Origin of the sequence: Roseibium algicola, from assembly GCF_001999245.1 — a bacterium.
In the GTDB taxonomy this organism is placed as follows: Bacteria; Pseudomonadota; Alphaproteobacteria; order Rhizobiales; family Stappiaceae; genus Roseibium; species Roseibium algicola.
In genome coordinates this window covers 3994668-4021145 of the sequence record NZ_CP019630.1, presented here as the reverse complement: position 1 = coordinate 4021145, position 26478 = coordinate 3994668, and the positions used below count along the sequence as shown (strand labels likewise).

Annotated in this window: 23 protein-coding genes; 12 read left to right on the top strand and 11 right to left on the bottom strand. The window is 59.2% G+C overall.

The genetic code is table 11. The features are described from left to right. Positions 1-114: 114 nt before the first annotated feature. The gene (locus tag B0E33_RS18505) at positions 115-1641 is read left to right on the top strand and encodes a phospholipase D family protein (RefSeq protein WP_167579562.1); all 1527 of its coding nucleotides are present in this window, start codon (positions 115-117) and stop codon (positions 1639-1641) included. A 93-nt stretch (positions 1642-1734) separates the two neighbouring features. Here the strand turns inward: B0E33_RS18505 and B0E33_RS18500 are convergent, their stop codons facing one another. Further along, positions 1735-2421, bottom strand: coding sequence for a FadR/GntR family transcriptional regulator (locus tag B0E33_RS18500; protein WP_062491436.1), 687 nt, complete (start codon positions 2419-2421; stop codon positions 1735-1737). Positions 2422-2654: 233 nt separating this feature from the next. Here B0E33_RS18500 and B0E33_RS18495 point away from each other — a divergent pair, with 233 nt between their 5' ends. The 6 genes from B0E33_RS18495 (at position 2655) to B0E33_RS18470 (ending at position 8224) form a co-directional block, all read left to right on the top strand. Then, positions 2655-3389, top strand: coding sequence for an ABC transporter substrate-binding protein (locus B0E33_RS18495; protein WP_370198657.1), 735 nt, complete (start codon positions 2655-2657; stop codon positions 3387-3389). Positions 3390-3461: 72 nt separating this feature from the next. Beyond that, positions 3462-4133, top strand: coding sequence for an amino acid ABC transporter permease (locus B0E33_RS18490; protein WP_023003351.1), 672 nt, complete (start codon positions 3462-3464; stop codon positions 4131-4133). Beyond that, positions 4133-4870, top strand: a complete 738-nt coding sequence (locus tag B0E33_RS18485) for an amino acid ABC transporter ATP-binding protein (RefSeq protein WP_077292004.1) — start codon at positions 4133-4135, stop codon at positions 4868-4870. The genes B0E33_RS18490 and B0E33_RS18485 overlap by 1 nt, the downstream gene beginning before the upstream one ends. Before the next feature lie 27 nt (positions 4871-4897). Then, a complete protein-coding gene (locus B0E33_RS18480) occupies positions 4898-6181 on the top strand; it encodes a cysteine desulfurase-like protein (RefSeq protein WP_077292003.1) in 1284 nt (427 codons plus the stop codon). After that, a complete protein-coding gene (gene hydA, locus B0E33_RS18475) occupies positions 6178-7605 on the top strand; it encodes a dihydropyrimidinase (protein WP_077292002.1) in 1428 nt (475 codons plus the stop codon). Before B0E33_RS18480 ends, hydA begins: the two co-directional genes overlap by 4 nt. A gap of 31 nt (positions 7606-7636) precedes the next feature. Beyond that, positions 7637-8224: a hypothetical protein gene (locus B0E33_RS18470; protein ID WP_156912432.1), complete on the top strand. Its 588-nt coding sequence runs from the start codon at positions 7637-7639 to the stop codon at positions 8222-8224. Positions 8225-8226: 2 nt separating this feature from the next. On the opposite strand, the gene B0E33_RS18465 is transcribed toward B0E33_RS18470, so the two are convergent. After that, positions 8227-8904, bottom strand: a complete 678-nt coding sequence (locus B0E33_RS18465) for an SDR family NAD(P)-dependent oxidoreductase (RefSeq protein WP_077292001.1) — start codon at positions 8902-8904, stop codon at positions 8227-8229. A 50-nt stretch (positions 8905-8954) separates the two neighbouring features. Further along, entirely contained in the window at positions 8955-9131 is a 177-nt protein-coding gene (locus B0E33_RS31135; RefSeq protein WP_023003345.1) for a hypothetical protein, read from the bottom strand. Positions 9132-9376: 245 nt separating this feature from the next. Here B0E33_RS31135 and B0E33_RS18460 point away from each other — a divergent pair, with 245 nt between their 5' ends. The 4 genes from B0E33_RS18460 (at position 9377) to B0E33_RS18445 (ending at position 12824) form a co-directional block, all read left to right on the top strand. Continuing rightward, the gene (locus B0E33_RS18460) at positions 9377-10690 is read left to right on the top strand and encodes an MATE family efflux transporter (protein ID WP_156912431.1); all 1314 of its coding nucleotides are present in this window, start codon (positions 9377-9379) and stop codon (positions 10688-10690) included. A gap of 17 nt (positions 10691-10707) precedes the next feature. Continuing rightward, on the top strand, positions 10708-11544 hold the full coding sequence (locus B0E33_RS18455; protein ID WP_062487547.1) for a hypothetical protein: 837 nt from the start codon (positions 10708-10710) through the stop codon (positions 11542-11544). After that, a complete protein-coding gene (locus B0E33_RS18450) occupies positions 11541-12440 on the top strand; it encodes a hypothetical protein (protein WP_077291999.1) in 900 nt (299 codons plus the stop codon). Before B0E33_RS18455 ends, B0E33_RS18450 begins: the two co-directional genes overlap by 4 nt. Positions 12441-12590: 150 nt before the next feature. Further along, complete coding sequence (locus B0E33_RS18445) at positions 12591-12824, top strand: hypothetical protein (RefSeq protein WP_023003341.1); 234 nt, start codon at positions 12591-12593, stop codon at positions 12822-12824. Positions 12825-12970: 146 nt separating this feature from the next. On the opposite strand, the gene B0E33_RS18440 is transcribed toward B0E33_RS18445, so the two are convergent. Continuing rightward, a complete protein-coding gene (locus B0E33_RS18440) occupies positions 12971-13438 on the bottom strand; it encodes an ABZJ_00895 family protein (protein ID WP_156912430.1) in 468 nt (155 codons plus the stop codon). Between the two features lie 349 nt (positions 13439-13787). On the opposite strand from B0E33_RS18440, the gene galE reads away from it, so the two are divergent. Continuing rightward, positions 13788-14816: a UDP-glucose 4-epimerase GalE gene (galE, locus tag B0E33_RS18435; protein WP_077291997.1), complete on the top strand. Its 1029-nt coding sequence runs from the start codon at positions 13788-13790 to the stop codon at positions 14814-14816. 76 nt (positions 14817-14892) lie between these two features. Here galE and B0E33_RS18430 read toward each other — a convergent pair whose 3' ends face one another. The 7 genes from B0E33_RS18430 to B0E33_RS18400 all read right to left on the bottom strand — a co-directional run bounded on the left by B0E33_RS18430 (position 14893) and on the right by B0E33_RS18400 (position 26477). Continuing rightward, positions 14893-15702, bottom strand: coding sequence for a glycoside hydrolase family 16 protein (locus tag B0E33_RS18430; RefSeq protein WP_077291996.1), 810 nt, complete (start codon positions 15700-15702; stop codon positions 14893-14895). A 15-nt stretch (positions 15703-15717) separates the two neighbouring features. Continuing rightward, positions 15718-17061, bottom strand: a complete 1344-nt coding sequence (locus B0E33_RS18425) for a polysaccharide pyruvyl transferase family protein (RefSeq protein ID WP_062487535.1) — start codon at positions 17059-17061, stop codon at positions 15718-15720. 41 nt (positions 17062-17102) lie between these two features. Continuing rightward, complete coding sequence (locus B0E33_RS18420) at positions 17103-19904, bottom strand: glycosyltransferase (protein WP_023003333.1); 2802 nt, start codon at positions 19902-19904, stop codon at positions 17103-17105. 6 nt (positions 19905-19910) lie between these two features. Further along, entirely contained in the window at positions 19911-21440 is a 1530-nt protein-coding gene (locus tag B0E33_RS18415; RefSeq protein WP_077291995.1) for a DUF6212 domain-containing protein, read from the bottom strand. A gap of 234 nt (positions 21441-21674) precedes the next feature. Then, positions 21675-22862, bottom strand: coding sequence for a polysaccharide pyruvyl transferase family protein (locus B0E33_RS18410; protein ID WP_077291994.1), 1188 nt, complete (start codon positions 22860-22862; stop codon positions 21675-21677). 19 nt (positions 22863-22881) lie between these two features. Next, complete coding sequence (locus B0E33_RS18405; protein ID WP_077291993.1) at positions 22882-24219, bottom strand: glycosyltransferase family 4 protein; 1338 nt, start codon at positions 24217-24219, stop codon at positions 22882-22884. Further along, complete coding sequence (locus B0E33_RS18400) at positions 24216-26477, bottom strand: glycosyltransferase family 2 protein (RefSeq protein ID WP_077291992.1); 2262 nt, start codon at positions 26475-26477, stop codon at positions 24216-24218. Before B0E33_RS18400 ends, B0E33_RS18405 begins: the two co-directional genes overlap by 4 nt. Between the last annotated feature and the right edge of the window lies 1 nt (position 26478).

Below are 26478 nucleotides of genomic sequence, written 5' to 3'. Positions count from 1 at the left end.
TCTGGGTAGAGTTTGCCGATAGCCCCGGTCCTTGCCTCAGTCACCAAGGTCGATCCTTGATCGCCGGGCGGGAACGGGGCCCCTTGGCAACCTGTGTCTGTCATGCGGGGAACGATGCGAAGCTGGGCCTGCCTTCTCTGTCTTGCAACGCTGCTTCTGGCAGCCTGTTCGACGTTGAACACGGACTATCCGCGCGTCGAGACGAGTGCCTTTACGGCCTATCGCAGCACCTATCTGGGTCGCCTGTTCCGAGCCGCGGAAAAAAGCCATCCGGGCAAATCAGGTGTCTCGCTCGTCACGACAGGGCGCAACGCCTTTGCCATCCGCGTGGCCATGACGGAGCTCGCCGAGCACAGCCTCGACCTGCAATACTACATCTGGGATGCGGACCAGAGCGGGCGCATCCTCGCGCAGGCCGTTTTGCGCAGCGCAGATCGCGGTGTGCGCGTGCGTCTTCTCATCGACGATATCAACGTCAACGGACGCGATGAAATCCTCGCCAGTCTGGACGCCCATCCGAATATCGAGATCCGGTTGTTCAACCCCTTCGTGAGCCGGTCCTCGCGGGTCTTCAACCTGATCGGTGACTTCGACCGCCTGAACCACCGCATGCACAACAAGCTGATGATCGCCGACAATGCGGTTGCGCTTCTCGGCGGGCGCAATATCGGCGACCACTATTTCGACGTCTCCGAGGAATCCAACTATCGCGACCTGGACATTGCAGCGGTCGGCCCGGTGGTGCGGGATGCCTCGAGCGTCTTTGATTATTTCTGGAACAGGGACTGGTCGGTGCCTGTCGCCGCCAGCGTCAACCGGACCTTTGGCGAAACCGACCTGGAAATGGCCCGGGTGAAACTGGAAGAGACCATCGACACCGAAGGATATCCCTATCCTTTCCGCCAGAGGGTCACTGCCGTCCGTCAGTCGATGTCCTCGCTCACAAGGCAGCTGGTCTGGGCACCGGCCTTTGTCGTCTGGGACGATCCGGCCGATTTCATCGCGGGAAAAAGCAGCGGCAAGATCCTCAAGGCACTTGTCGGCAAGGTGGACGGGCTCAAACGCGAACTCCTGATGGAAAACGCCTATTTCGTTCCGACGCAGGCGGGCGCGGACAAGCTGAAGCAGCTTACGGCGCGCGGCGTGAAGGTCCGCGTTCTCACCAACTCGCTCGGTTCAAACGATGTGGTTGCGGTTCACGCCGGCTATTCGAAATACCGCGCAGAACTTCTGGAAGCCGGCATAGAGCTGCATGAGGTCAGGGCCGATTCCGCCAGGGTCCAGCAAACGCTCTTTTCGACAGATTCCAAGGCCGGACTGCACACCAAGGCCGCCGTCTTTGACGGATCCTCGATGTTCGTCGGCAGTTTCAATCTGGATCCACGATCAGCCAACCTCAATACGGAGATCGGCCTCTACGTGGAAAGCCCTGAACTTGCCCGCAGGCTGACAGTTTTCCTGAATGAAGGCGTTTCGCTGAAAAACAGCTACCGGCTCGAACTGGACGACAACGGCAGGATCCTCTGGAAGAGCGAAGAAGATGGCAAGATCGTCACCTTCACCTCGGACCCGGGATCGACACTGGGCCAGCGCTTCACCTCCGGCATCATCGCAACGCTTCCCGTCGAAGGTCAGTTGTAGGTGGGTGGAAAGGGGTAGCAGGCTCCTCTCTGCCAACCGCCCCCGCCCCCACCGTTCCGATACACTCTGGAAACGGCGCAGGCGCTTCGCACTTCAAGCGATCTCGAACCCGGCACACAGCGCGGTGTTGGCGACATGGCTGCGCATTGCGGTTCGGGCGGCTTCCGCGTCGCCCTTGCGCAGTTCGGCAACGATGACCCGGTGCTCAGCCAGCGAGGCCCGCATGCGCAGCGGATCTGTGATCGGGATCGGCTGGCGCTGGGTCTCCGTCAGAAGTTTCCGGACCTGATCGTAAAGACCCGCAATCATGCGGTTCCTGCACCGCCGGGCAATCAGGTCGTGAAACTCCAGATCGGCATCCACGTTGCTGAGAAAGTCGCGATTGGACCAGGCCTGCTCCATCAGGTCGGTCAGTTGCGAGAGCCGGTCGAGATCGTCCTCCGACAATCGCCCCGCTGCATGAGCCGCAATCTCGCCTTCAAGAACAAGCCGGGTCTCGAACACTTCCTGCAGGGAATGTTCCTCGGCGAACTTCCAGTCCGACATGGTCTTGCCCGAACCGGTGCCGACGACAAACGTGCCCCTGCCCGCTTCCGTCTTGATCAGGCCGATGGTTTCAAGGGTCAGCAGGGCTTCGCGCAATGAGGCCCTGCTGACACCGAACTCTTCCGACATTTCCCGCTGAGAAGGGATCTTCTCCCCGCTCTTGAGCGCTCCGCTGAGGATCATCTCCTGAAGCTTGCGGGCGATGCTCTGCGGAACCGGCGTGCGTGTAATCATTGTGTCTTTCATGGTTCGTACGGCGCGTGTGCCGTTCTGCCTTTCTTTTAGCCCGCCGAAACGCGATCAGCATCATTTTAACGCTTGCATCCCGTTTGATCGATCTGTTTACTGGTCTAACTGGTCAGACCAGTCATACCAGTTAGACCAAGAATAATCACCAGGGGAATAAAATGTCTCTTCACTCCTTCATCAAAACGGCTGCAACCGTAGGCTTGCTCACGTTTTCCTCCATGACCACCGCCATGGCCGCAGACCTGACAGTCGGCGCCAACATCGGCAACGTTCCGTGGGAATTCCAGGATGAGTCGGGCAAGACCGTCGGTTTTGAAATCGATCTTGCAACCGAGGTCGCAAACAGGCTCGGCAAATCGATCGAGTTTGAAAACATCCCGTTCAACGGGCTGTTTTCCGCGGTCCAGTCGGGCCGGATCGACATGGCGGTGTCCTCGATCACCATCACCAAGAAGCGTCTGGAATCGGTCACATTCGCCCAGCCTTACTATGACAGCGACCAGTCCCTCACCGTTACTGCCGACAGTGGCCTGAAATCGGTTGCCGACATGAAAGGCAAGGTCATCGGTGTCGACACGGGCTCTACCGGCGACATCTGGGCCACCGAAAATCAGGAGAAATACGGCTTTGGTGAAATCCGCCGCTACGAAGGCCTGGCCCCGGCCATGCTCGACCTGACGGCCGGCCGCATCGACGGCTACATAAGCGACATCCCGGCGCTGCTTTATTACACCAAGGACAAGCCGAACCTTGCGGTCGTCGAACGCATCACCACCGGCGAACAGTACTCCATGATGTTTGCCAAGGACGCGGAACTGGCAAGCCAGGTGAACGACGTCCTGTCCGAACTGAAGAAGGAAGGCGTCGTGGCTGACCTGCACGAGAAATGGTTCGGTTCTCGCGCCGAAGAAACCACCTCGACGGTTACCATCCTCGACATGCCCAAGCTGTAAGCAAAGCACGCGCGGGCCGCCTTCGGGAGGGCCCGCGCCTTCCCTGATTCCAGCCATTCCTCCGGACTTTTCATGGACCTCTTCGAAACGTTCTTCAACGTTCCGGTCTTCATCCGAACGTTTCCGCTCCTCATGAGCGGCCTTGTCGTAACCTTGCAAATCGGGGCAACCAGTATCGTTGCCGGCCTTGTTCTCGGGCTTTGCCTTTCCCTTGTGCGCATGTACGGCTCACCCTGGATACGTGTACCGGCCGCCATCTATATCGACATCTTCCGGTCAATCCCGCTGCTCGTACTCCTGATCGTCGTCTACTACGCCCTTCCATTCGTCGGCATCAGACTGTCACCATTCCTGTCCGCCACGCTCGCGCTGACGCTCGTGTCCGGTGCCTATACCGCAGAAATCTTTCGGGCGGGCATTCAGGCGATTCCCGTCGGACAATTTGAAGCCTCGCGCGCACTTGGCCTGTCCTACAAGGACATGATGGTCGACGTCGTGCTGCCGCAGGCCATCAAGATCGTTATCCCGCCACTGACGAACAACTGCATCAACGTGATGAAGGACACCGCATTGGCCTCCGTCGTTGCCATGCCGGACCTTCTCAAGCAGGCGACCCAGGCCCAGGCCCTTGCCGCCAACCCCACGCCCCTGATCGGCGCCGCCATCATCTATCTCGCGTTCCTGTGGCCCCTGGTTGCCCTGGTCTCGCGCTTTGAAAACCGGCTCGGGCGGAGGAGTGCGTGATGCGAAACATCATCGAAATCGAGAACGTTACCAAGCACTACGGCGCCTTTGCCGCGCTCAGCGACATAGACCTGGCGATCGGCGAAGGCGAGGTTGTCTGTGTCATCGGTCCGTCCGGATCCGGCAAATCCACGCTGATCCGGTGCATCAACCTTCTGGAGAGCTATTCCGACAAGGGCAGCATTCGGGTCGACGGCATTCCGGTGCAGCCCGGACCGACACTGGGCCAGGTCCGCGCCGAGGTTGGCATGGTGTTCCAGTCGTTCAATCTTTTCCCGCACATGAGTGTCCTGAAGAACGTGATGCTGGCCCCCATGCGTGTGCGCAGGACACCAGCTGCGGAGGCTGCCGCGAAGGCCCGCGAACTCTTGGCCCGCGTTGGCATTGCCGAACAGGCAGGCAAGTTTCCCGGCCAACTGTCCGGCGGTCAACAGCAACGCGTTGCCATTGCCCGCGCACTGGCAATGGAACCCAAGGTGCTCCTGTTCGATGAACCGACCTCGGCGCTCGATCCGGAAATGGTGGGCGAAGTTCTCGACGTCATGCGCCAGCTTGCCGGAACCGGCGTGACCATGGTCGTGGTCACCCATGAAATGGGCTTTGCCCGCCAGGTGGCCGACAGGGTGATCTTCATGGATGGCGGCAGGATCGTGGAAACCGGAACACCGGCGCAGATTTTCGACACCCCGAAAGAACAAAGAACCCGCAATTTTCTAAGCGCGGTCCTCAACCACTAAAATTTACTGCCTTTGCTGGAGCCAACCATGCCAAACAATGCACAACTGGACATCGCCTGGGTCCGGGATCAATTTCCGGGACTGAAATCGGACTGGGTCTTTTTCGACAATGCCGGCGGATCGCAGATCCTCAACCAGGCAGTCGAGCGGATCAAACAGTTCCTGCTCGAAAAAAACGTTCAGATCGGCGGTAGCTACGAAGTTTCGAAGGCCGCGGCGGCAGCTCTCCTGGAAGCGCGCAAGGCCGGTCAGCTTCTGGTCAACGCCTCCCGCCCTGAAGAGATCGTCTTCGGCCATTCCACCACCGTGCTGATGCAGAACCTTGTCGAATCCATGCGCCGCCAATTGGCGCCGGGGGACGAGGTGATCGTGACCAACGCGGACCATGAATCCAATATCGGCCCCTGGCTGCGGCTAGAGGAATTCGGCATCAAGGTGATCTTCTGGCAGCTCGACAAGGACAGCCTGACCCTGCACCTGGATGATCTCGGCAAACTGATGAACGAACGCACCAGGCTCGTTGCGGTCCACCACGTTTCCAACATCCTGGGTGAAGTTAATCCCGTTCGCGAAATCGCCGATTATGTGCATCACAGAGGTGCCAGACTGTGCGTCGACGCGGTCGCCTATGCGCCGCACCGGGCGATCGACGTGCAGGAACTGAACGTCGATTACTACATCTTCAGCCTGTACAAGACCTTCGGCCCGCACATCGCGATGATGTACGGCAAATACGACCACCTTCTGGAGCTGGACACGCTCTACCACTATTTTTACGGCAAGGACAAAGTCCCGGGAAAACTGGAAGCAGGCAATCCGAATTATGAACTTGCCTATTCGCTGACAGCCATCACTGCCTATCTGCAGGAACTCGGGAAACGATGCGGAGCCCCTGCCTCGTCCGATCCGCGCGCCCTGATCGAGACCGCCTTTTCTGCCATCGCGGCGCAAGAGATTGCCTTGACCAAGCGCTTTCTCGACTGGGCGAAGCAACACCCGGACATCACGATTGTGGGGCGTGACACGGTTGGAAACGGCAACAGGATAGCGACCATCAGCTTCACGGCAAAAGGCTGGGCGCCGGAGGCACTGTGCCGAAAGATCGACGAATACCATGTTGCGATCCGCCATGGTGACTTCCATTCCCGGCGCCTGATCGAAGACCTCGGGCTGGCCAAAGCCGGAGGCGTCGTGCGCCTGTCCATGGTCCATTACAACACGCTTGAAGAAGTCGATCGCCTGACCAACGCCCTGGAGGAAACCCTCGGTCAAAAAGCGTCCGGAACAGCACCCGTGAAAGCATCGGCATGACGGCACATTCCTTCGACACAGTGGTGCGCGGTGGCACCATCGTCACCGCAGCCGATGTCTATCAGGCAGACATCGGCATTACGGATGGCAAGATCGTGGCAATCGGGCGTGATCTGCAGGAAGCGGCCACGACCATCGACGCGACCGGCTTGCTCGTGATGCCGGGCGGCATCGACAGTCACGTCCATATCGCCCAGCCGTCAGGCGAAGGCATTGTCATGGCGGACGACTTTGAAAGCGGAACAAGGTCGGCGCTTCTTGGCGGGAACACGACGGTAATGCCTTTCTGCCTTCAGCAGAAAGGCGACACCTTGCGCGAGGCGTTGAAGAAATATCACGCCCTTGCAGAGGGCAACTGTTTCACCGACATCAGTTTTCACATGATCGTCTCCGACCCGACGCCCCATGTGCTTGGCCAGGAAATGCCGGCACTTGCGGAAGAAGGCTATACGTCAATCAAGGTGTTCATGACCTACGAAGGCCTGCGCCTGCGTGACGACGAAATCCTGGCCACGCTGGATGCGGCCAAACGCTCCAGACAGGTCGTGCTGGTTCATTGCGAAAACGAAGATGCCATCCGCTATCTGATCGGACGGCGCGAAGCAGATGGCGACACCGCCCCGTACCACCACGCCACGTCTCGCCCGATCGCGGCAGAGCGAGAGGCAACACACCGGGCCCTGTCGCTGGCCGAAATCGTCGATACCCCGATCGTCATCGTCCATGTTTCGAACCGCGAAGCGATGGAGGAAATCTCGCGTGCAAGGCTGAGAGGCCAGAAGATTGCCGGTGAAACCTGCCCGCAATACCTCGTTCTGACGGCAGACGATCTGGATCTTGAGGATTTCGAGGGTGCGAAGTTCGTCTGTTCGCCTCCTCCCAGAGACAAGGAAAGCCAGGACGCCTGCTGGTCCGGTTTGGAAAACGGCGTGTTCGACCTTTACTCTTCCGACCACTGCCCGTTCCGATTTGACGACCCTGGCGGCAAGAAGACCGAGAAGGGAATGCAGTCCTTCAGATGGATCCCGAACGGCATTCCGGGCGTTGCGACCAGACTGCCGATATTGTTCTCCGAAGGCGTCAAGACCGGCCGGATCGACCTCAACCGCTTCGTTGCGCTGACGTCCACCAATCACGCCAAGCTGTATGGTCTCTATCCGCAGAAAGGCACCATCGCGGTCGGTTCGGATGCCGATCTGACCCTGTGGGATCCGGAACTCAGGAAAACGATCACCAACGACGACCTCGGCCATGGCGCCGACTACACGCCTTACGAAGGCATGGAGGTGACCGGATGGCCCGTGAAGGTTCTTCTGCGCGGCGACCTGGTGATGGAAAAAGGTGTGCCCGTTCTTGGCAAGGGCCGGGGCAGGTATCTTCCCCGTAAACGGAGCAATCTGATCAACGGCGAAACCAGCCTGTAAGTCCTGCCCGGCATCAAACGGCGTGTCGCTGTTGGCGGCTGATGATGCCGGGCCACAAACCGGAAAAAGAAACGCAGACCATTTCACCCGGGAAGGGATCTGGATTGACACCGACGGTCAGGTCGGCGAGGATTTTCAGATGATCCGAATGTCTGCTTTAGCCTCCCGGCTAAAAAGGCGGCTCCTGCCTGTCGACAGGCCGCCTGATCAGTTAGTGGGTGATCCGGACGCCCCGTATATTTTCCGCTGGCGCTTGTGGCCGAAGAACCCGCTCATCAACGCGTATTTACACAATGTCGTACGGGCTGACGACGAGGCAGCCCTGCACGACCACCCCTGGCCGAGCGTGTCGATCATGCTGGCCGGTACGATCGATGAGACTTTCGCCGCCCGTAAAGGCGAGAAGGTGCGCAAACTGCGTGCCGGAGATGTCGTACTCCGTAAATCCCGCTTCGCGCACCGTCTGTCCCCTGTCCTCACCGAACCGGCCTGGACCCTCTTCATCACGGGGCCGCGCGTGAGGGAATGGGGCTTTCATTGTGCCCAGGGCTGGCGTGACTGGAAGACATTCGTCGAGGCCAGAAAAGGTGGCAAATACAACGGCTGCGACGATCCATAGGATTATTCGGAAAGCGTCTCGTCCAGAATGACATCGGTTCCGGCGCAACCGGCTGCCCGCTGCAGGATCAGCTCATGAATGCATTGGGCAACACGTGCGGGCGGAAGCCCGGTGCCCCCGGGCTGAAGCTGCAATTGTCCCGGTATGACAGTGTGCAGGGCAATACCCAGCCCCGTCACCTCTGGCCGCAGGGCCTGGCCGAACGCGATCATTCCCGCCTTGGCTGCGCTGTAGACAACGGCTTCAGTAACGGGTCGAAGACCGGCGGTAGACGCGATCTGCACGACGACGGCGTTGTTTGAAAGCTTCAACGCCGGAATGGCGGCGTGGGTAAGAAGGATGGCGGACTGAAGACTGGTTTCCACCACGCGCAGCAGCAGTTCCCGGGGAGACTGTGCGAAGGGCCGGAACCCATATGCAGCCGCACCATGGATCAGGACGTCGAGCCCGCCCATTGCAGTTGCCGCCTGCCGGACAACAGTTTCGGGTGTGGTTTTTGAAGAGAGATTTGCTTTGATGATGTGGGCGGTTCCGCCCCTGGCGTTTATCTCATCCGACAATTGCCGAAGAGACTCCGCACTGCGCCCGACCAGGGCAAACTCGAATTCCGGGCTGGCAAGGCGTTCGATCAACGCTCGCCCAACCCGACCACTTGCGCCTGTCAGCAAAATTCGTGACATGCGTTTATCGGTACTGATTCAACCGGGAAGCCAAAACGGCAGACCCTGTATCAGCGACCTGTGGTTTTATCCTCGTCGCAGCCAAATCCGACCACACGACCTGCTTCTTGCCCCGTCAACTGACGCGGCGTGGAGCCGGCAAGTGCAACGGTTTCCGACGGATCGACAAACTCGATGTCGGCTTCAACTTCGGTATTGCGCTCGATATTTGCTTTCGCTTCAGACATATCTAGTGCTCCTTGTTTGCAATTTGCAGTTTCAATCCTGCACTCATACCTACTAGATTGTCCAGAGCGAACTCGCGATGTGGTGAATTTTCTAAAAGCGACTTCAGCTGCCAGACGGCGATAGACTGATAAATTGCAACCGGAAACGATCAACAGGAAGACTGCGTGTCGAAGGCAACTGACGGGCTCGAATTTCAACGAAAGCGGCACGTTTTGGCGTGGATGCCGATATCGCGGGTCTGTGCATGACATCGAGACCAGTGCAATTGGCCGTGATCAGCATAGCCGGCTACGGTTTGGCTCTCCTGACGAACCTGCTTCTGTCGAATATGCTCGGAACAGAGCTCTTCGGAGACTATCAGGTTGCATTCGCCCTCTTGTCGCTGCTGGCCTCCCTGTCACTGTCCGGAACGGATATGGTGGCTTCGCGCTACCTGCCCACCATGCGCAAAACGGTGAACCTCGAGGGTATTCGGGCTTACTGTGCCTGGAACCGCAGCCGGATACGCTTCGGCTTTTCAATCATCCTGGCAGTCTATGCAGTGTTTCTGGCAATCGCACTTGCCACACATCTGGCCGATTACAAGCGCTTCGAAGAGTACCATCTGGCTTTTCACAGTATCTGGATTGCCCCGATTGCCGCACTTTCGCTTCTGACCGACCGATATCTCGTCGCCAGCGGGTACCCGCGAACCGGGAGCATCCTGGGCTCGCTGGCCCTTCATCTTGTGCTGCTTTTCTGTGTCGCCGCGGCAGTGTACGGGCTGCGGCTGTCGGTCTCGAGCAGCAGCGTCATGATCGGTATCCTCGTGGTATCGTTTGTGTTCCTGGGGCTCCTGCATGCCGTCATCTTTCGGACCGTTGAGCCCGAGATATACGGTGCATGGTGGACACCGGCGCGGGGCGCATCCCCCGAACACCACAGGGCCTGGTCACGGACCAGCAATCGAATGCTGATCATGCGGGTCAATTCACTGATGTTGTGGCACCTCGACCTCTTCATAGTCGAAATCGCCTCGCCGAACGAAGCCGCCACAAGTCTATATGCGGCAGTCCTGCTGGTGGTGCGCATCATGCAGCTTATCCCGACCACCATATCCTTCATGATCCGCCCGTTGTGCGGTGCTGCCGCCGACGACCGGTCGCAATGTCCCAAATTGCAAAAGGCAATCAACGAGTCGAATGCCGTCGTCCTGGGGGCCTGCTCGCTGCTCCTGGCCGGAATGCTTATCGGTGGACATTTCATTCTGAATGCCTTTGGCCCGGGGTTTTCCGAAGCAACGACTGCACTCGCGATGGTTGCCGCCGGAGCCTTCATTGAAGCCTTGACGCGGCAGTCCGTCGTGATGCTGCAGACCATGGGTCACGAACAGGTCGCGACCCGTATTTCGACGGTCAGTCTCGTTATCGTGCTCGGGGGCGGGTTCATCGCCACCTACCTCTTTTCATACAACGGCATGGCCGCCGTGACCGGTTTGGTCTTGGCGGGCAAGGGTTTGATATCCTATGCTTTTGCTCGAAGGCGGCTTCCGGAGATCCGTCCCCTGAGCGTCATTTGAAACAACGCGGAGGTGTGATGATGAAGACAGACAATCCATATCAACACTTGATCGAGGCCCTTACCCCACCTTCTGGCGAAATAGATTCATTCATCGAATTGGGCAGCATTCTGCGGTCACTCGATCCGCAACGCATAAACGGCCTGTTGCTGGATCTGCTGCACGTTGTGCGCGAACGCGGCAGCTTGCCGGCACAGCGGGAAGGCAACGTCTACCTGTGCCGGACCGATCAGTTCAGCCTGATGCTGCGCTTCAGTGGACAAGGTGGCCGGCAACCGGTCTACACCGCCAATGAATTTGATGCCTTCGTGTTGAACCTGTCACCAAATGACGTGCACATACCGCGGCTGGAGTGCGGGCTGGATCGCAACAACCTTCATCAACGCCCGCCCAGCCTCAAGCGCCGGGACAGCGACCTCGTGCTGAAGGCGCATGACGTCTATGACGCCCCGGCGTTCGGCGACATCATCGACATTGCCGCCGCCACGCCGATTGCGCCGTTGTTGATCGTGCATTCCCCACCCCGGGCCCACAGCACCTGGACTTTCGACCGCGACACACTGGAGCCACTGCAGCAGGTCAGTACCGATCTGCATGCCTCACGCATGCAGATGGTTCTCCAACTGCTTCAGGCCATGCAACAGATCGACGGACTTGAAGAACCACTGGCCAAAATGGTGCATTCGAACATGGCGGGTTTTGCACGCTGGGATGCCTTGAAGCTGCTTCATCGCTGTGCGCCACAGCAGGCTCTTACCGCTTTGCACCAAATGGCGCACAGCGACCGCGATGCGTCGCTTCGCGAAGCGGCGCGAGCAACCCTTGCAAGAACAATGGACGGGGATGCGGCATGACCGAGACATATTTTCCCGAAGGGAAAGAAATCCTGACACTTGATCAGTTCGTTGAAAGGCTGGAGGCATCGGGCATTGTTCCGGATCTTCGCGCCTCCCGCTACACTCCGGAAGCAATGTCGCGCGTTGCCGAATGGATGGCTGCATTGGCACGCGATCCCGATGTGCTGCGCGGTCTGCTTGTCGATGGTCTGGCGGATTTTCTGAACTACCAGGTCGACAACGATTTCAAACCGTCAACCTTGATGCTGCACAAGGGCGACGGGTATTCCCTGCGTGCCGTCCTGTGGATGCCGCCAAGCCCTCAACATCCCCCCGAAATCTTTTCCTATTACGAAACCCATGATCACAGCTTCGATTTCTTCACGGTCGGCGCTTTCGGTCCCGGGTACCGCACCCAGTTGTACGACTACGAATACGAGAACGTGCGCGGCGTCCCGGGAGAACTTGTTCCCTTGAGGTTTCAGGAGGAAACTGGGCTACCGCCAGGCAAGGTGATGTACTATTACGGCAGCCGCGATATTCACACACAGCTTCCGGCGCCCTCGATCTCCGCGTCGATCAACCTGCTCCTGCCCAAGACCTATCCGGCACACCGCCGGCAATACGAGATGACCCTGGAAGAAACGCCGGAAGGTGTCTTCGGCAAACTCATTGCCGGGAATGTCGATCGACAGGCGCAGGAGCGCGCGTTGTTCGAAACAGCAGCGGCTATGGGCGATACCGATCTTCATGAGGCCTTGCGCAACATTGCAAGACATCATGACACGCCGCAGGTGCGGGCACTGGCCTGGCAATCCCTGTTGCCCAACAGCAAGCATCTCGCCGAGGATGTCGGCCTGGTCCGCGATGATGGAGATCCCCATGTTCGCGCCGCCCTTTCGCAGTGGGTGTAGAGCGCTGAGATTTACCAGCCTGGCAATGTGGTGCATGCGCCGCCTTGCCGGCAACCGTCCGAAGCCGTGCAGGTTGGGGAAGATCAACTCCCTTTGGATCAGGTCGGAAAATGTGGTAATCGCCAGCCAAACAACATCGGGAATGCACCATTGAGCGAACTGACCGTAGCGGAAGCAACAAACCGCGTTTATGAATCCCTGCAGGCCGACAACGAAGATATCGACCTGCATATCGCAGCTCTCAAGGAAGCTTTGAAACGCGAGGGCCAGAAGGAAGCCGTTTTTGATCCGGCAAAGCTCGTCCAGAACAACCGCTCCGGACGCAAGCTCATGCAGGCCTACTTTCGCCAGCGCGGCGTGAAGGTCACCTTCGCGGCTTCCTGACACGAAGCTGCCATTGGGCTGCCTGCCTCACTGAACCCTGTATCGATGCTCCGGACGTCCGACCGGGTAATCTCCACTGGAGCCGCCGCCTTGGTTTTCACCTGTAGGCGGCGGCGCCCTGCGAAGTCTCCAGACAGGTTTCCACCTCACTCGAAAACAGTACTGCTCTGTTCCTGCTTTCTCAGGTGGGCTTTTTCTGCATGTCGAGCGCCGCTCGTAAACATGTACCGTTTCGCAACCAGGGAAATCGCGAACACAAAGATCAACAGCGGCACCACAATGACCATGAGGGAGCCGAGCCCGTTCGCAAGTTCGCCTTGCGAAAGAAGAAACCATACGAACACCCCGGCAATAGCTACCGAAATGGCCAGTTCAACAAGCGTCATCTGAAAAGCGGCCCGCCAGGCGAAACCGCTGTCGGGGATGATTTCGTACTTTTTGAAAAAGTGTCGCCCTGCGTCACTTGAAGCGCCCAATACGGCACCAATCTGGTTCACCGAACCGCTCACGCTGAAGCCTGTTAGAGTTTCCAGAATGACACTGAAGATAGCCAGGGCGATCAACAGCCCTGTGAACACCAACGCAAATCTCACCAATCCAACACTTTTCTGCACAATGACCCCCAGGACTTGAAAACACTTTTTTTGATAGCACCGGGACAGGCAAAACATGCCCCATGCGGTCCCGCCCCGGCATTCCATAGTGGAGAATTCCGGCGACGGCCGTCCGGCTTATAGAACCTAAATCTTAAGTTGTAATTTCCAGAACCACTTGCATTGACGACAAAACCGCCAGGTAACACTTCAAAACGCCACGAAAATATGTTCATTTTGCCTCGATCTTGAGGCCTTATTTCAGCCCAACAAATACTGATGAATGCATGACATCGAACAACAATAATCGTTTGATATTCAGGGCTGAATTTCCTTTCCGTTTTCTCCGTCGAAGCCAAAAGAGGTTTGGATGACTGTACTCATTACCGGCGGTGCCGGTTATATCGGCTCGCATTGCTGCGTGGCTTTTCTTCAGGCCGGGCACGACATCGTTGTGGTGGACAACATGTCCAACGCGAGCCAGGTCAGTCTCGAGCGGGTAGCGGCCATCACCGGCGCGAAGATATCTCTGGAAACAGCCGATATCCGGGATCAGTCGCGGATGGAGGAAATCCTCAAGCAGTACCGCTGTACGGCGGTGGTGCATTTTGCCGGCCTGAAAGCGGTTGGTGAATCCACCAAGATCCCCCTCGCCTATTACGACAACAACGTCGTGGGAACTCATCGCCTGCTGTCGGCGATGGCCAATTGCGGCGTGAAGCAAATGATCTTCTCGTCCTCGGCGACCGTTTACGGCGACCCGCAATTCCTGCCCCTGACCGAAGATCACCCGACGAGCGCCGTCAATCCCTACGGCCGCACCAAGTTGATGATCGAGGAAATGCTGCGCGATGTGGCTGCCAGCGACCCCTCCTGGCGCTTCGGCATCCTGCGCTATTTCAACCCGGTCGGCGCGCATGAAAGCGGGCTGGTAGGGGAAGATCCGCAAGGCATCCCGAACAATCTCATGCCGTTCATCACCCAGGTCGCGGACGGCCGCCGGGAGGAGCTTTCGGTCTTCGGCAACGACTACGACACGCCGGACGGGACCGGCATCCGCGACTACATCCACGTCATCGATCTGGTCGAAGGCCATCTGAGGGCACATGAAGTGCTCGGATCAGGCTCCGCCCCGTCCAATTGTTTTGCGGTCAACCTTGGCACCGGCAACGGCTACAGCGTGCTGGAGATGGTCAAGGCATTCGAGCGAGCCTCCAACAGACAGATCCGCTACTCCATCGCTCCTCGCCGGGAAGGCGATGTCGCACAGTGTTTCGCAAACACGGAATTTGCGGAAAAACTGCTCAACTGGAAGGCCGAGCGCGGCCTTGAGGACATGTGCCGCGACACCTGGAACTGGGTCTGCAAGAACCCGCGCGGCTACGAAACCGTCGCCTGACCAGGTCTGACGCCTGACATGTTTGAGCCGGCAAGCGGTCTTGCCGGCTCAATTCATTGGCAGACGCCACTCGTTTCTAGGCTGAAGTGTTCTGAAACACTCTCACGGTGCGGATACTGGTTGCAGCACCGGCAACGTCGCCATCGTTCTTGCCGGCAAAGGGCGCGACCGCATTGCTGAGAAGCAGCAGCGCTGGCGTGTGAGCAAAATCGTTGGGTGCGTCAAAGACCTCCATGTCGTCGACATAGAAACGAAATCCCTGCCGGGTCCAGAGCATCCCATAGCGGTGAAAGGTGTCGTCCAGCCGGATATGCGCCCGGTAACTTGCGGCAAGCACCTTCTTTTCCGGGCGCCACCGGCGGGCTGAAACCTGAACGATGTTCGGATATTTGACTTCGGCCACATCCAGCTCGAAATGTGTGTCGCCCTCGGTCTCGCGATCGGATATCAGCCAGAAGGCATTGTTGACACCGGCCTCGCGCGCGATGCGCATCTCGCACTCGAAATAGCCGTAAGTCTGGCGGAAGGTCCGGGTCCGAACGTAGCCTCCCGTGAAAGGCCGTTTCGGATCGGCCTGATGGCCGAGCTTGAGGTCGAGTTCGCCTTCCCGCATCACCACGTTTTTCGGGTAGCGCATGGTCGGATGACCGTCCCCTCCGATGCGCATGCGGTCCCAGGTTTGCTGAAACCGGTGGAGGTCGTCGAAATCATCCTGGAAGGTCAGCTGCCAGTCGCCGTCCATCCGCTGCAGAGGGGCAGGCAGGTCGTTCGAGGTCAGGGCCAGCAAGCTGCGGGGCGACGCAAGAAGCGCCGCACCCGCCATGCCACCGGCTGCCGCGCCGGTCAGAAACCGGCGACGGTTCAGCACAGGTCCGGGTCGTGTCATGATCCCGCGAACCGGTCAGCTCGCCAGTTTCGCGCCGGCGTCCGGCGATGTCTTCTCGCGAAGCTTCAGTTCCAGGTTCCACGCGCGGCTGCGCAGGGTCTCGATCTCGCCGGTCATGAAATCGACCTCGCCCCGGAACCAGTCGGTTACTTCCTCGGTCGTCTGGTCGATCTTCACAAGGTTCGGCTTGACCAGAGGCTGTTCAGGCGGCGAGGCCACCGGTTTTGCGAGCACGTGGTTGAGGCCGTTCTCCGTCAGGAAGCGATGGTACTCGGCATAATTCAGCCGGTAGACATGCTGAACCTTGGAGAAGTCGGCACTCTCGAAGATCTTTTCCAGGTTGATCGGCATGTAGTCTTCGATCTCGACGGAAGGGATCGCGAACAGCGTCGACAATTCTCGAATGCGGGAATCGTAGGTGAAGAACACCGCGGGAATGCCCTGGTGCAGGCCGATCACGTTGCCGTGGAGGCGGAAGCCGACCAGAACATCGACGTTGTCCCGCGCATCTGCCGCCCATTCATCAACGTCGAAGAATGCCTGCATCCGCTCGCTCATCAGCGCCTCGACATCCTTGTCGCCCTCCAGATTGTACTTTCCGAGGATCGAACGGATGTGCTTCTGCTTGGCTTCGCCGGTCTCGAAGATTGCCAGCGTTTCCTCGCGCTCGCCCTGGGAATAGAGACGATTGGCCGGCCGCTTGGCCACAGCCTCGATGAGCGCCCGTTGCATGCGGTTGGTCTTGGTGGCGTTGGACGCATAGTCGGCGGAAAGATACTTGTTCAGCGTCAGGCCGACACGAGCGTTGGCCGGATCCAGCGGCTTGATCTCGATGGACGGCCTCAGATTGCGGTAGAAGCTCGGGCAGCCGATGATCCGGATGTTCTTGATGCCGATGTCGTTGAAGACCTCGGCGCTGTAGACACCGCGCACGCCGATCGTTTCGCATTTGTCGGCGATGATCTTCCAGGCCTCGATGCTGCCTTTCGGCATTTCCAGCTTCTTGTATTTCGCCGCCTGGGCGCCGACACCCACCGGGACGATCGGTCCCTTGAGCTTTTTCAGGAGCGGAATGACATTGCCGATATCGACCGTCTCTGTGAGGTAGTTGGATCCGCGAATGACGGTGGCGTCATAATCGTCGGTCGGCCAGAGTTTTTCGTCGGCCGCATGGGCGAACTGCACGTTGGTGATCTGGTCGTAGGCAAGTGCCTTCAACATCGCGTCATAGACGAGAACGTCGCCCGTGTTGATCCCGCCGCGTGCAAAGGTCGACAGGGGATCATCGATTTTCAGAAATGCCGACTTGTTGCCCGGCTTGACGGCAGCGCCGCCGTTGAGAACGAAGAGCTTCTTCATGTGAACTGCACCTTTCAAAAATGTGGGCTCGGGCCCTTCGATTACCGGACGGACGTCTGACGTCCGCGTTGCTGCCAGAGCGTTGCCCCGTCAGCGGCACTCCCCCGGACGGTCGTTTCGGATGAACTGGAAATCTGCGCCACCGGCGCCTTGGTTCGGCGGATGCTTTGCAGGCGATCCGGGAACCAGTTGTGCAATTGCCGCAGGAACGGCTGCAGGCTCTTTTCCCAACTGCGCTCTGCACTGCGCTGCGACGCGTTGGTCGAAAGGGTTCGAAGCAGCCTTTCCGACTTTGCCAGTGTTTCGAGCGCGGTGATCAGATCATGGGTCACCACGCCATCGTCAGAGGAGCGCAGCAACAGGCCATCAACCTTGTTCTCGATCAGCTCGCTTACGGCCCCCACATCGGTGGCGACAGGCACACAGCCAAGGCGTTGTGCCTCGATAATCGTGAGCGGCGCACCTTCCCATCTGGACGGCAACACGAAGGCATCGGCCCAGGCCAGCAATCGGCTGAGCCTGCGACTGTCATAGATCGGCGGATCGACGCGGATACCAAGTTCGGCAAACCGCTCCTTCCAGGAACCGCCTGCCCCGGCGTCCATGACGTCGGAACCGACAATGCGCCAGTCGATGTCGACACCCTTGCGCTTCAGGGCACGAGCTGCAGCAAAGATCCGCTCGATGCCTTTCTGCCTGTCCAGCCGGCCCAGGAACACAGCCCGCAGGCGGCCATCGCGGTCTTGCTGACGGTTGTCCGACAGCCGTTTGGCCTCTTCCGGCGCCATCGGGTAACCGGCGGCATTCGGAATATGAAGCAGCTTGGCAACAGGCACGCCCATGCCGTGCAGCCACTCGGCCATGTCCCGCGAGCAGGTCAGCACGCTGTCGTAGATGTGCTCATAGGCAAGCGTCAGATAGGGATGGCCCGCCGGACGGCCGAGTTCGGAACTGTCCAGCACATGCACGTAGTTGACGACCTTGACCCCGCGCCGGCGAAGTTCGCCGAAAATGGCATTGGCCGGGGCAAGCTGGTTGTTGATCACCACATCAAGGCCGGACAGGAACCCGAGAACCTGTTCGGCCCGCGCGTTTTCGTCATGCCCCATCAGCAACTCGTGGCCGGAGAACATATTGGGACCACCCCACAGAGGATAGTCGTCGGCCAGAAAGTTGATGGTGTCGAACACCCCGTCGTTGTCGGAGATGTGGTTGTAGACCGGCTTTCCGAACACATAGAGATGGACTTCGCACCCGGCTTTTTTCAGAACCCGGGCAGCCGCGTAGGCAACTTTCTCGACACCGCCGAATGTGGCGATCGGCAACAACAGACCGACCCTGAGGGGCGCGCCCTCACGGCCAAGACGCGGCATGATCGGGGCTGCCCCCGCACTGTGCCGCAGCAGCTCGAAATACTTGCTGCGGTTCGGGAAGTAGGCAGAACGCCAGATCCAGCGTTCGCCGGGCCCGTGGCGATAGCCGGACTCGCGCAGGGCCCCCAGCGTGGCCAGAAGGCTGTTTGTGGCAGACAGGGCGGTGCCCTGAATGTCTTCCGCCGAGAACGGCCCACGCACGACGACTTCGGCTATCTTCGGTGCCGGATTGGCACCTCTCAATGTCCGGATCCAGTCGTCGGACTTGTCCTCGACACATTGCTTCATGATGTCGAGCGAGCACATCCAGCCAAGCGGCTTCTTGGCAAGTTCCTTGCCTTCGCCCAGCTCGTTCACCTCGATCGCCAACCGGTCCTTGTCGCTTTCGAACCGAAGCGCGACAAAATGATGGGACGCCGACAGGCGCTCGGTCAGCCACAAGACGTTGTGCAGCAGACCGCAGCTTTTCAGCGCGTCCCTGTGTGCCGGCGACATCCACAGCCAGAACGGAGGTACGCCGTAGGTTTCCGGTTCGGCCTGCGCTGCCCAGAAGGTCTTCACGAATTCCTCGATGCTGCGCTTCTTGTGCGCAACGACAGGATCGGTGAAGAGATCGACCAGGTAGGTATCTGCTCCGAATGCGACGAACCGTGGTGCTTCCTCGTGCTCCCAGCCAAGCAGCGTCTCGGTGGAGAACAGCTTCTTGTGCTTGTCCTTGATGTATCCAAGGATGCTGTCACGGGTACGGTTGGAATCGCGCAACATGCTTTCGGCGCGCTGGCGGTACTCGAAGCCGAAGAAGGGATAGTTCGCTCCCTTGAAGCCATGAGAAATCGCCTGCAGCCAGAAATCCCAATCCTCGAAGCCGGACTTCATGCTCTCGTCGAAACGAACCCCGGCGTCGAGGAGGGATCTGGAGACCAGGCTGCCGGCCTCGCAGATATTGTCGAAGGTAACGTGCAGAAGGCGCGAATATTCCGCCGTATAATTGCCGTTCCACTCTATCCCGAACTTGTCGATATTGGGATAGACCCAATCCACGCCATCACTGGATTTCATGAAGTCGAGAAGAACGCGGATCGCCGAGGGCGTGATCCGGTTGTCGGCATCCAGGAAATAGACCGCTTCCAGATCGGAGAAGCTGCGCAAGGCAAAGTCGATGCCGTAGTTGCGCGCAGAACTCAGACCGCCGTTGGCCTTCCGCAGGTAATAGACATTGTCGTAGGCGAGCGCATAGGCCCGCCCCGTTTGCCCCGTTTCGGGAAAGGGGCAACCATCGTCAACGATCACGACCGCGATGTTGAACGGCGCCTGCTGGGCCAATGCCGCGTCGATGGCCTCGGTCAGAAGGACCGAGTGCTTGTAGACCGGAATGACGATGGCGACCGTGGCCGAGGCCGTGCCGGAACCGCCGAACTGTGCGTAACGCACATTCGGCAAGCCCGGTCTTGAACCAGTGTGCTGGAGCATGCCGGCCTACCCGCTCACGACAGCGCGGAAGTTGGCAAATTTCGCCCAGGCAAAATCGTTACCGGTCGCTTCGTTCATCCGGGTGGCAAAATAGACATTCTGCCAGACCCCGATCCGCTCGCCTGCAAAGGCGCTCAGATGTGCCGTCTCGCCGTAGCTGACGGTTTTCCAGCCGGAAAACGCCTCGCCGACCGACTGTTCACGTTCTCCCTTGAAGAGCGCCTTGGCCGCGCCAAGGTCCTTGGCAACCACAATGGCGAAATCGATATCGGCGGCGCGGCTGTTGTCGATGAATGCCTTGGCAGACATGCGGATCACCTGCGGCGGACAAGCTGCCGGAAGTTGCCCGATGGTCATGCCTTCCGCAGGCGGGTGACAGCCGATGGCACGTTCCGTCGGCAACGGCATGATCGCTTCGAAATCGAAGGACACCTCATCGGAATTGGCAAGGCTTGCGTGCTCCAGGATGCCCGGGGCGATCGGCATGTCACGGAAGCCTTCGTCCAGGTTCACCTGTTGCGACTGCGCCGGAATGTAGTTGGCGTGTGGCGGCATGGAAACGCCCGGAATGCCACCCCACACCTGAAGGGCGAGGCTGTTCTTGAGGACCGACAAGCCGTTGGCGGCATCGCGCACATGGAACATTTCGACCGGCTGCAGACCACCGACTGACAGAAGCGGTACCTCGTCCTCGGTCTCTTCAACCTGCATGCGGAACTCCAGCGTTCTGCGCAGGCCCGCAGTCGAGCGCGACAGGCCGAAGATGTTCCAGCCCGTGGACAGATCGCCACTGGAGAAATGCCAGGTATCGACGATCCTCTGGTCCTCCAGCGTCATCAACTGGGCACGCAGCTTGATGTCGGGACGGCTGCCGGTCTGTTCGACATGCACCGCCACTCCGCTGACACCGGAACTGGGTACCGGCAGGATCTGGCTGACACCATCGACGGAGGCACTTGCCAGCACATTCGGATTGAGCGGATTTTCGGCCGGTTCGTTGCTGAACAGGAGATCCAGCGGCTGCAGACCATGCCGGTTGAGGAACGCTTCAAGTGCGGCAAACCGGTTCTGCAGGTCGTCGTTCAGGCTGCGAAGTGTCTTCAGCTCCTTGCTGGACAGAACCAGGCGCCGTGCACCCGATTTCACATGATCGGCAACCAGTCCGACCATCGAGGAGACAGCCTCCACTTCACCGCCACGACCCCAACCGATAACCGGTGGCAACTGAACCACACCGCGTTGCTGCATCCATTTGTGCAGTTCGTCCTTTGCATCCATTGCAGCCGGATCCACGATCACGGCCAGTGGTAGAAGCGGCGCTTCCGACACCTGGTACCGGCCTGCGCTCTCGTCGGAAAACAGGGCGTAGTCGTCCTCGACACCCTCGAACCAGACCGTCTTGACCGCCTCGAGCAACGGCCCGGGAATGTCCTGCCTTGATACGCCCACGACGATCAAGGTCAGCTCCTTCAGCAGCAGCATCTCACGCGTAGCGTTGTGAACGGGAAACGTGTCTTGTGTAGCCACGACTGTCATGCAAGCCCCCATCTGAACTGTGAAGCGTCCCCCTGCCGGAGATCCGCTTGCTCAACTAATATACATGCACAAGATTTATGTTTGTTTGTGACAATAATGCGGCGCAGCATAGAATTATGTAAATATATTTATCTACTTATTGCTTTTCACAAAATATATATGCATTTCTATCGCAATATTACTCAAATAATACGAATAAAATACTTCAAAATTCGAAATGATATTCTTATCAAATCACATGAGAGCCACCACCTTCCGCTGCTGCACAGGCGCACGCTCCCGCATGACATGCGGCACATTGTTTTCGCTCAGGAAGTCACCCATGGCGTAATAGGTGGCCTCATAGGCCCGGTTGAACCGGTCAAAGAGGCCCTGATCCCAATAGTCGCTCAGGCGGAACACCTTCTCGCTGAAGACGTCGAAGCTCGGGATCCGGAACGTCTCCGCAAATTCGCGCGTGCGGCTGTCGTAGGTGAAATAAAGCGCCGGGACGCCATTGGCCAAAGCCATCAGGTTGCCATGGAGGCGATAGCCGAGCACCAGGTCGCAGGCTTTGACGCAGGCATCATAGTCCGCAACAACGTCGGAATAGAACATGGAGTTGCGGTAGAGGCACTCGATGTCGTCGTCCAGATACCACTCGCCAACCCAGGCATTCTCCCGAAGCGAGGAGATCGCCTGGTCCTTTTGCGCAGGCGTTCCAAGTACCAGCTTCTTCTCCTCCAGCTCGCCCTGAGCCATCAGAACGGTATCGAAGCGGGCCGCAACCGACTTGATCAGGTCGCGATGGAACGTGAGATACTGCCGGATATCCCTGGCGTATGCCGGCGACACTTCACGCCGCACGGTCAGTCCGACTTTCCGGATACGGTCGATCTCGGGCAGCGTGATCCTCAGACCGGGGTCGTTGTGGCGAAATGCCGTCGGGCAACCGATGATCCGCGTGTTGGAAATTCCGATGTCTTCCAGCACCTCGGCGGTATAGGCACCGCGAACACCGACAGATGTCGTCGAACCTGCAATCAGGCGAAGGACATTCTTCGTGGCATCCGACAGCACAAGCTTGCCGTCCACCGGCGCCTGGGCACCAATTCCGAAAGCCAGAACCGGAAGCCCGAGCCGGCGCAGCACCTGCTCCGCCATTTCCCAGTCCATCTCGCCGTGAATGTAGTTGGACCCGCGCAACACGACATAGTCGAATTCATCCCGCAACCGGTCGACTTCCGCCGGGTTGAATTCGCGGATCGTCAGGGTTTCGAGCCTGTCGTACTTCAGCAGTTTCAGCGAGGAATCGAAAACGAAGGCATCGCCGATATTGTGATAGTGGTTCAGGTTGCGCTGAATGTCCTGATGGCTGTACCAGCGGACATTGTTGTGATCGTAGACTTCGCCGGACGGTATCATCACCAGAACGCGTGTCATTCCATATTCCTTTGTCTTCTCAGGCGCTTTGCTTGAGGGCACCGGGACGAGACGCGAGGCCGCCATCTAGAACCTCGCGATAAAGGGTCACGTGCTCGCCGGCACTTTCGAGATGCGTTTTGGGTGGCCTGATGCCCGTCCGCAGACGCTGCCACAGACCCGGATCGCGCAAGGCCTCCGCCATGCGGTCTGCCAGGTCTTCCGGGCTTGCCGGCCGGGCATGCAGACCGTCGACCTTGTCGCGAACCTTTTCGGCCATGCCACCGATGCCGCTGCAGATAACCGGACGCCCATGGAAGAACGCTTCCTGGATGATCACAGGTGAGTTCTCCCACCATACGGACGGCATCATCACCCAGTCCGTTTGCCGGATCAGCGACGGCATATCCTTGTTCTGGTAGCTGCCGGCGAAACGCACGCGCGATCCGGCCGCTTCCAGAAGCTCTGAAATTCGACTGCGAAACGCTTCGGGCTGACGTTCAAGATTGCCGCCATGAATGGTCAGCGTGGCATCTTCCCCCCAGATGCTTTCGGGAACTCGCTGGACTGCATCCAGAAGTACATCCACCCCCTTGTAGGGCGTCATCTGGCCGAAGAACGCAAAACGGTTCCGCCGGCCACCGGCTGTCACGGAACGCTGCGCCGCCTGTTCGCTCACGTTCAGGCCGTTTTCGATAACGGTCATCTTGTCCGCCGGCAGCCCCCAGGCGACATAGCGGTCCGCCAGGAAACGGCTGGGCGAGATGTAGCCATCGGCAAGCCCGAGCATGGACTTGATGAACTGCCGCCTACGCAGGAAACTGGCCGGCGAAATCTCCGGAAAGCAACCGTTGCAGGCAATCGGCGTGGCCGCCTCGCAGAGTTTGTGGCCACCTGCTTTGACCATTTGCCCATGATGATGGCAGATGGACAGGAACTCGTGGAAAGTCACCAGAATGGTGGCGTCCGGCAAGGCGTCGCGCACCGTGTAGAGTGTCTCTAGCCCGAAGCCGATGAAATGATGGAAATGCACCACGTCCGGACGCAGGGTGCGCACAAACCGCCGCAGGTCCCTGTGCAGGTCTCCGGTGTTGCGGTTGGACACCAGGAACGGGTCGTAGTCGTCAGCGTGGAAAAGCAGCTCGTCATCGGCGTCATCGACCCCCATCAGCGCGGACTGGCCGTGCCGCGGATAGCCGTCACCAACCCGCGCCAGGAAGAACGATTGTGTTCCCGGCAGGGCCTTCAGGCCCTGGTGCAGATTGTAGGAAGCCACTTCCGCTCCGCCGAGTGACAGTGTCGGATGGCCGTGAGAAATGACGAGCACGCGCAGAGCCGCGGCCTTGGAAGGTGTTCTTTCCTCGTGAGCAGCCGTCATCGGATATCCTCTGCCAGGTCAGCAAGAAACGGAGACCAGGTTCGCTCGAAACTGCGGCGATCGAGTTCTGAAACCAGTTTTTTCCAGGACCGCTCTCCCGGGCGACCGTCCTCGGCGTGGATCATCTCCACCTGAGGCACCCAGAGCGAACCGATGCCCGACAGTTTCAGCCGCAGGGCGGCATCGAGCCCTTTCTCGTCCGTGCCAAGATATTTCCTTGAAAAGCCCCCCGCTTCCGCCAGGGCCGATCTCGGCAGCACACAGCAATCGAACGGTGCCGCGGCAACAGGGCTGACATCCGCGCCATGAAGTGTCCGGCGCGGGTAACCGAGATAATGTTGCTTCAACAGATAGCGGCCGTCTTCCGGCTCGATCCAGGCGCCACCCCATCTGATGGTTTCGTCTTCATAGAGCAGCGTGGGGGCTGCGATACAGGTAGCATCCTGTGCCTGAAACGCCGCAAGCAGCGGCTCCAGCCAGCCCGGACCGCGCGGCAACACGCCGGAAGACAGACAAACAACCGTCTCCGCCGGTGAGGCCTCGACGCCCGCCTGAAGCGCATCGAGCGCGTCCTCGACGTGGTCCGCCAGCACCAGGCGGACGGCGAGACCGTAGAAACCGGCAAGTTGCCTGAAGTCTTCAACCTGCTCCAGCGCATCATCCTGCGAGGCAACCAGGACCACCGGCGCGCTCCGCAGCAGCGGATCAAGCGCACACAGTGACAGCAGGACACGTGATTTCTCGAAATTTCCGTCGAGACCGATCACAAGGGCGAAAGCGGCGGTTTCATCCACTGCCCCGAAGTCGATCGTCTCGACGATGACTGGTTCGGGCGCCTCATTGGCCTGCAACACCGGCAGAAGATGGCGCTCCAGAAAATCAGGACGGAATGCCGTTGCCGGATCCAGCCCGGAAAGAAGTCGCCTTAGCGCGGAACGCGGCGAAGCCCTGCCAAGCGCCAGCGGCGCAAAGGCGGACCTGCCATCTTTCAGCACGATCTCCAGATACGTACCCTCGGTGCCGGACATTTCCTCGGCAGGTACATGAACAAGGAACCCGTGCCGTTGCAGTGCATCCGGCCCGTTCAGAAAGGGTGACAATGTTTCGAAAGCGCTTGTCACGTCGGGTCGCAGCTGCGTCGTCCAGCGCGTATCGAGGCGACAACTCATGCAGCCCGAACGCAGGAAGACCGTCTCGACACGGTCTTCCGGATTAAGCAGCCAGCCCGACAACAGGACGCCGGCCCGATCCAGTGAAGCGCTGAAATCGATACCGACACGAACCGGGACGTCGAGCTCGCTAACCGTTTCCCGGCCATCGAACCGCCGGCCCGCCAGCTCCAGCCGGGCCCTGCCGTCACCCGCGGGGGAGAGCTTCGGCAGAAGGGCCCGTATGTGGGAGGGAAGAGCCCGGGCCGGCGGCATCGTCCTGTGTTCATGAACCTCGACCACGCTCCATCCGGCGCGGCCACGAAAGAAAACCTTGCGAAGTTGCGGGGTATCAAGACCGCCCTCAACCTCGAGCAAACCGGCAAAACCATGTGCCTTGCCACCGGTGTCCTTGCGCTCGAAAAGACTTCCGGCCAGCTGACCGAGTTTTAATGCGCCGTCGAAAACAAACACCCGGCTGGTTCCCACCGGCATGCCCTTGGCCCACCCCTGGAGGTAGATATCTCCGGCGTCGAAAACACCCAGCACCTCGATGAAACCGTCGCGTCCTGCGACAGCATCGACAAGTCTGGCGGCCGTTTGCATTGCCTGAGGTGTGGTTCCCGCGCCAAGCAATGCCTGGACCAGGCCGTCAACGATATCGGGCACCGATTGAGGCGACAGCTCACCGACACTGTTGAGGAAGCTCTTGAGATCTTCTGCCTGGTGCCTGACGCCATAGGGGTAGGCATGCCCCTGGCTGCGGATCGTCACCCGGTCAGGCCGGGAGGCAGAACCTGGCACCGGAGACAGGATAGCGATGAACGGACGCTTTTTTCCCGAAAGGCCGTTTCCGGCAGGCAGCACCGTCACCGTGCAGGGTACGACCATCTTCGGGTCTTCGTTGAGGATAGCCGGCACCCCGCCGGCAAAGGCTTCCCCCACCCCGGCGATCAACAGAGTTTCGCGGTCGAGGTTGACGTAAAGAACCGAATGACCGTCGAGTGGAACCTGCGCCCCTGCGCTCCCCTGCGCCTTCATTGCGGGTGCCTGCCGCTCCGCTCTCGCGGGCAGCTTCTTCACGCCTTCCAGGGTGACGACAGGCTCCATC

What these genes read in the sequence shown, in the direction of transcription:
- B0E33_RS18505 (WP_167579562.1), top strand. Translation starts at nt 115, where the DNA reads ATGCGAAGCTGGGCCTGCCTTCTCTGTCTTGCAACGCTGCTTCTGGCA.
- B0E33_RS18500 (WP_062491436.1), bottom strand. Translation starts at nt 2,421, where the DNA reads ATGATTACACGCACGCCGGTTCCGCAGAGCATCGCCCGCAAGCTTCAG.
- B0E33_RS18495 (WP_370198657.1), top strand. Translation starts at nt 2,655, where the DNA reads ATGACCACCGCCATGGCCGCAGACCTGACAGTCGGCGCCAACATCGGC.
- B0E33_RS18490 (WP_023003351.1), top strand. Translation starts at nt 3,462, where the DNA reads ATGGACCTCTTCGAAACGTTCTTCAACGTTCCGGTCTTCATCCGAACG.
- B0E33_RS18485 (WP_077292004.1), top strand. Translation starts at nt 4,133, where the DNA reads ATGCGAAACATCATCGAAATCGAGAACGTTACCAAGCACTACGGCGCC.
- B0E33_RS18480 (WP_077292003.1), top strand. Translation starts at nt 4,898, where the DNA reads ATGCCAAACAATGCACAACTGGACATCGCCTGGGTCCGGGATCAATTT.
- hydA (WP_077292002.1), top strand. Translation starts at nt 6,178, where the DNA reads ATGACGGCACATTCCTTCGACACAGTGGTGCGCGGTGGCACCATCGTC.
- B0E33_RS18465 (WP_077292001.1), bottom strand. Translation starts at nt 8,904, where the DNA reads ATGTCACGAATTTTGCTGACAGGCGCAAGTGGTCGGGTTGGGCGAGCG.
- B0E33_RS31135 (WP_023003345.1), bottom strand. Translation starts at nt 9,131, where the DNA reads ATGTCTGAAGCGAAAGCAAATATCGAGCGCAATACCGAAGTTGAAGCC.
- B0E33_RS18460 (WP_156912431.1), top strand. Translation starts at nt 9,377, where the DNA reads ATGACATCGAGACCAGTGCAATTGGCCGTGATCAGCATAGCCGGCTAC.
- B0E33_RS18455 (WP_062487547.1), top strand. Translation starts at nt 10,708, where the DNA reads ATGATGAAGACAGACAATCCATATCAACACTTGATCGAGGCCCTTACC.
- B0E33_RS18450 (WP_077291999.1), top strand. Translation starts at nt 11,541, where the DNA reads ATGACCGAGACATATTTTCCCGAAGGGAAAGAAATCCTGACACTTGAT.
- galE (WP_077291997.1), top strand. Translation starts at nt 13,788, where the DNA reads ATGACTGTACTCATTACCGGCGGTGCCGGTTATATCGGCTCGCATTGC.
- B0E33_RS18430 (WP_077291996.1), bottom strand. Translation starts at nt 15,702, where the DNA reads ATGACACGACCCGGACCTGTGCTGAACCGTCGCCGGTTTCTGACCGGC.
- B0E33_RS18425 (WP_062487535.1), bottom strand. Translation starts at nt 17,061, where the DNA reads ATGAAGAAGCTCTTCGTTCTCAACGGCGGCGCTGCCGTCAAGCCGGGC.
- B0E33_RS18420 (WP_023003333.1), bottom strand. Translation starts at nt 19,904, where the DNA reads ATGCTCCAGCACACTGGTTCAAGACCGGGCTTGCCGAATGTGCGTTAC.
- B0E33_RS18415 (WP_077291995.1), bottom strand. Translation starts at nt 21,440, where the DNA reads ATGACAGTCGTGGCTACACAAGACACGTTTCCCGTTCACAACGCTACG.
- B0E33_RS18410 (WP_077291994.1), bottom strand. Translation starts at nt 22,862, where the DNA reads ATGACACGCGTTCTGGTGATGATACCGTCCGGCGAAGTCTACGATCAC.
- B0E33_RS18405 (WP_077291993.1), bottom strand. Translation starts at nt 24,219, where the DNA reads ATGACGGCTGCTCACGAGGAAAGAACACCTTCCAAGGCCGCGGCTCTG.
- B0E33_RS18400 (WP_077291992.1), bottom strand. Translation starts at nt 26,477, where the DNA reads ATGGAGCCTGTCGTCACCCTGGAAGGCGTGAAGAAGCTGCCCGCGAGA.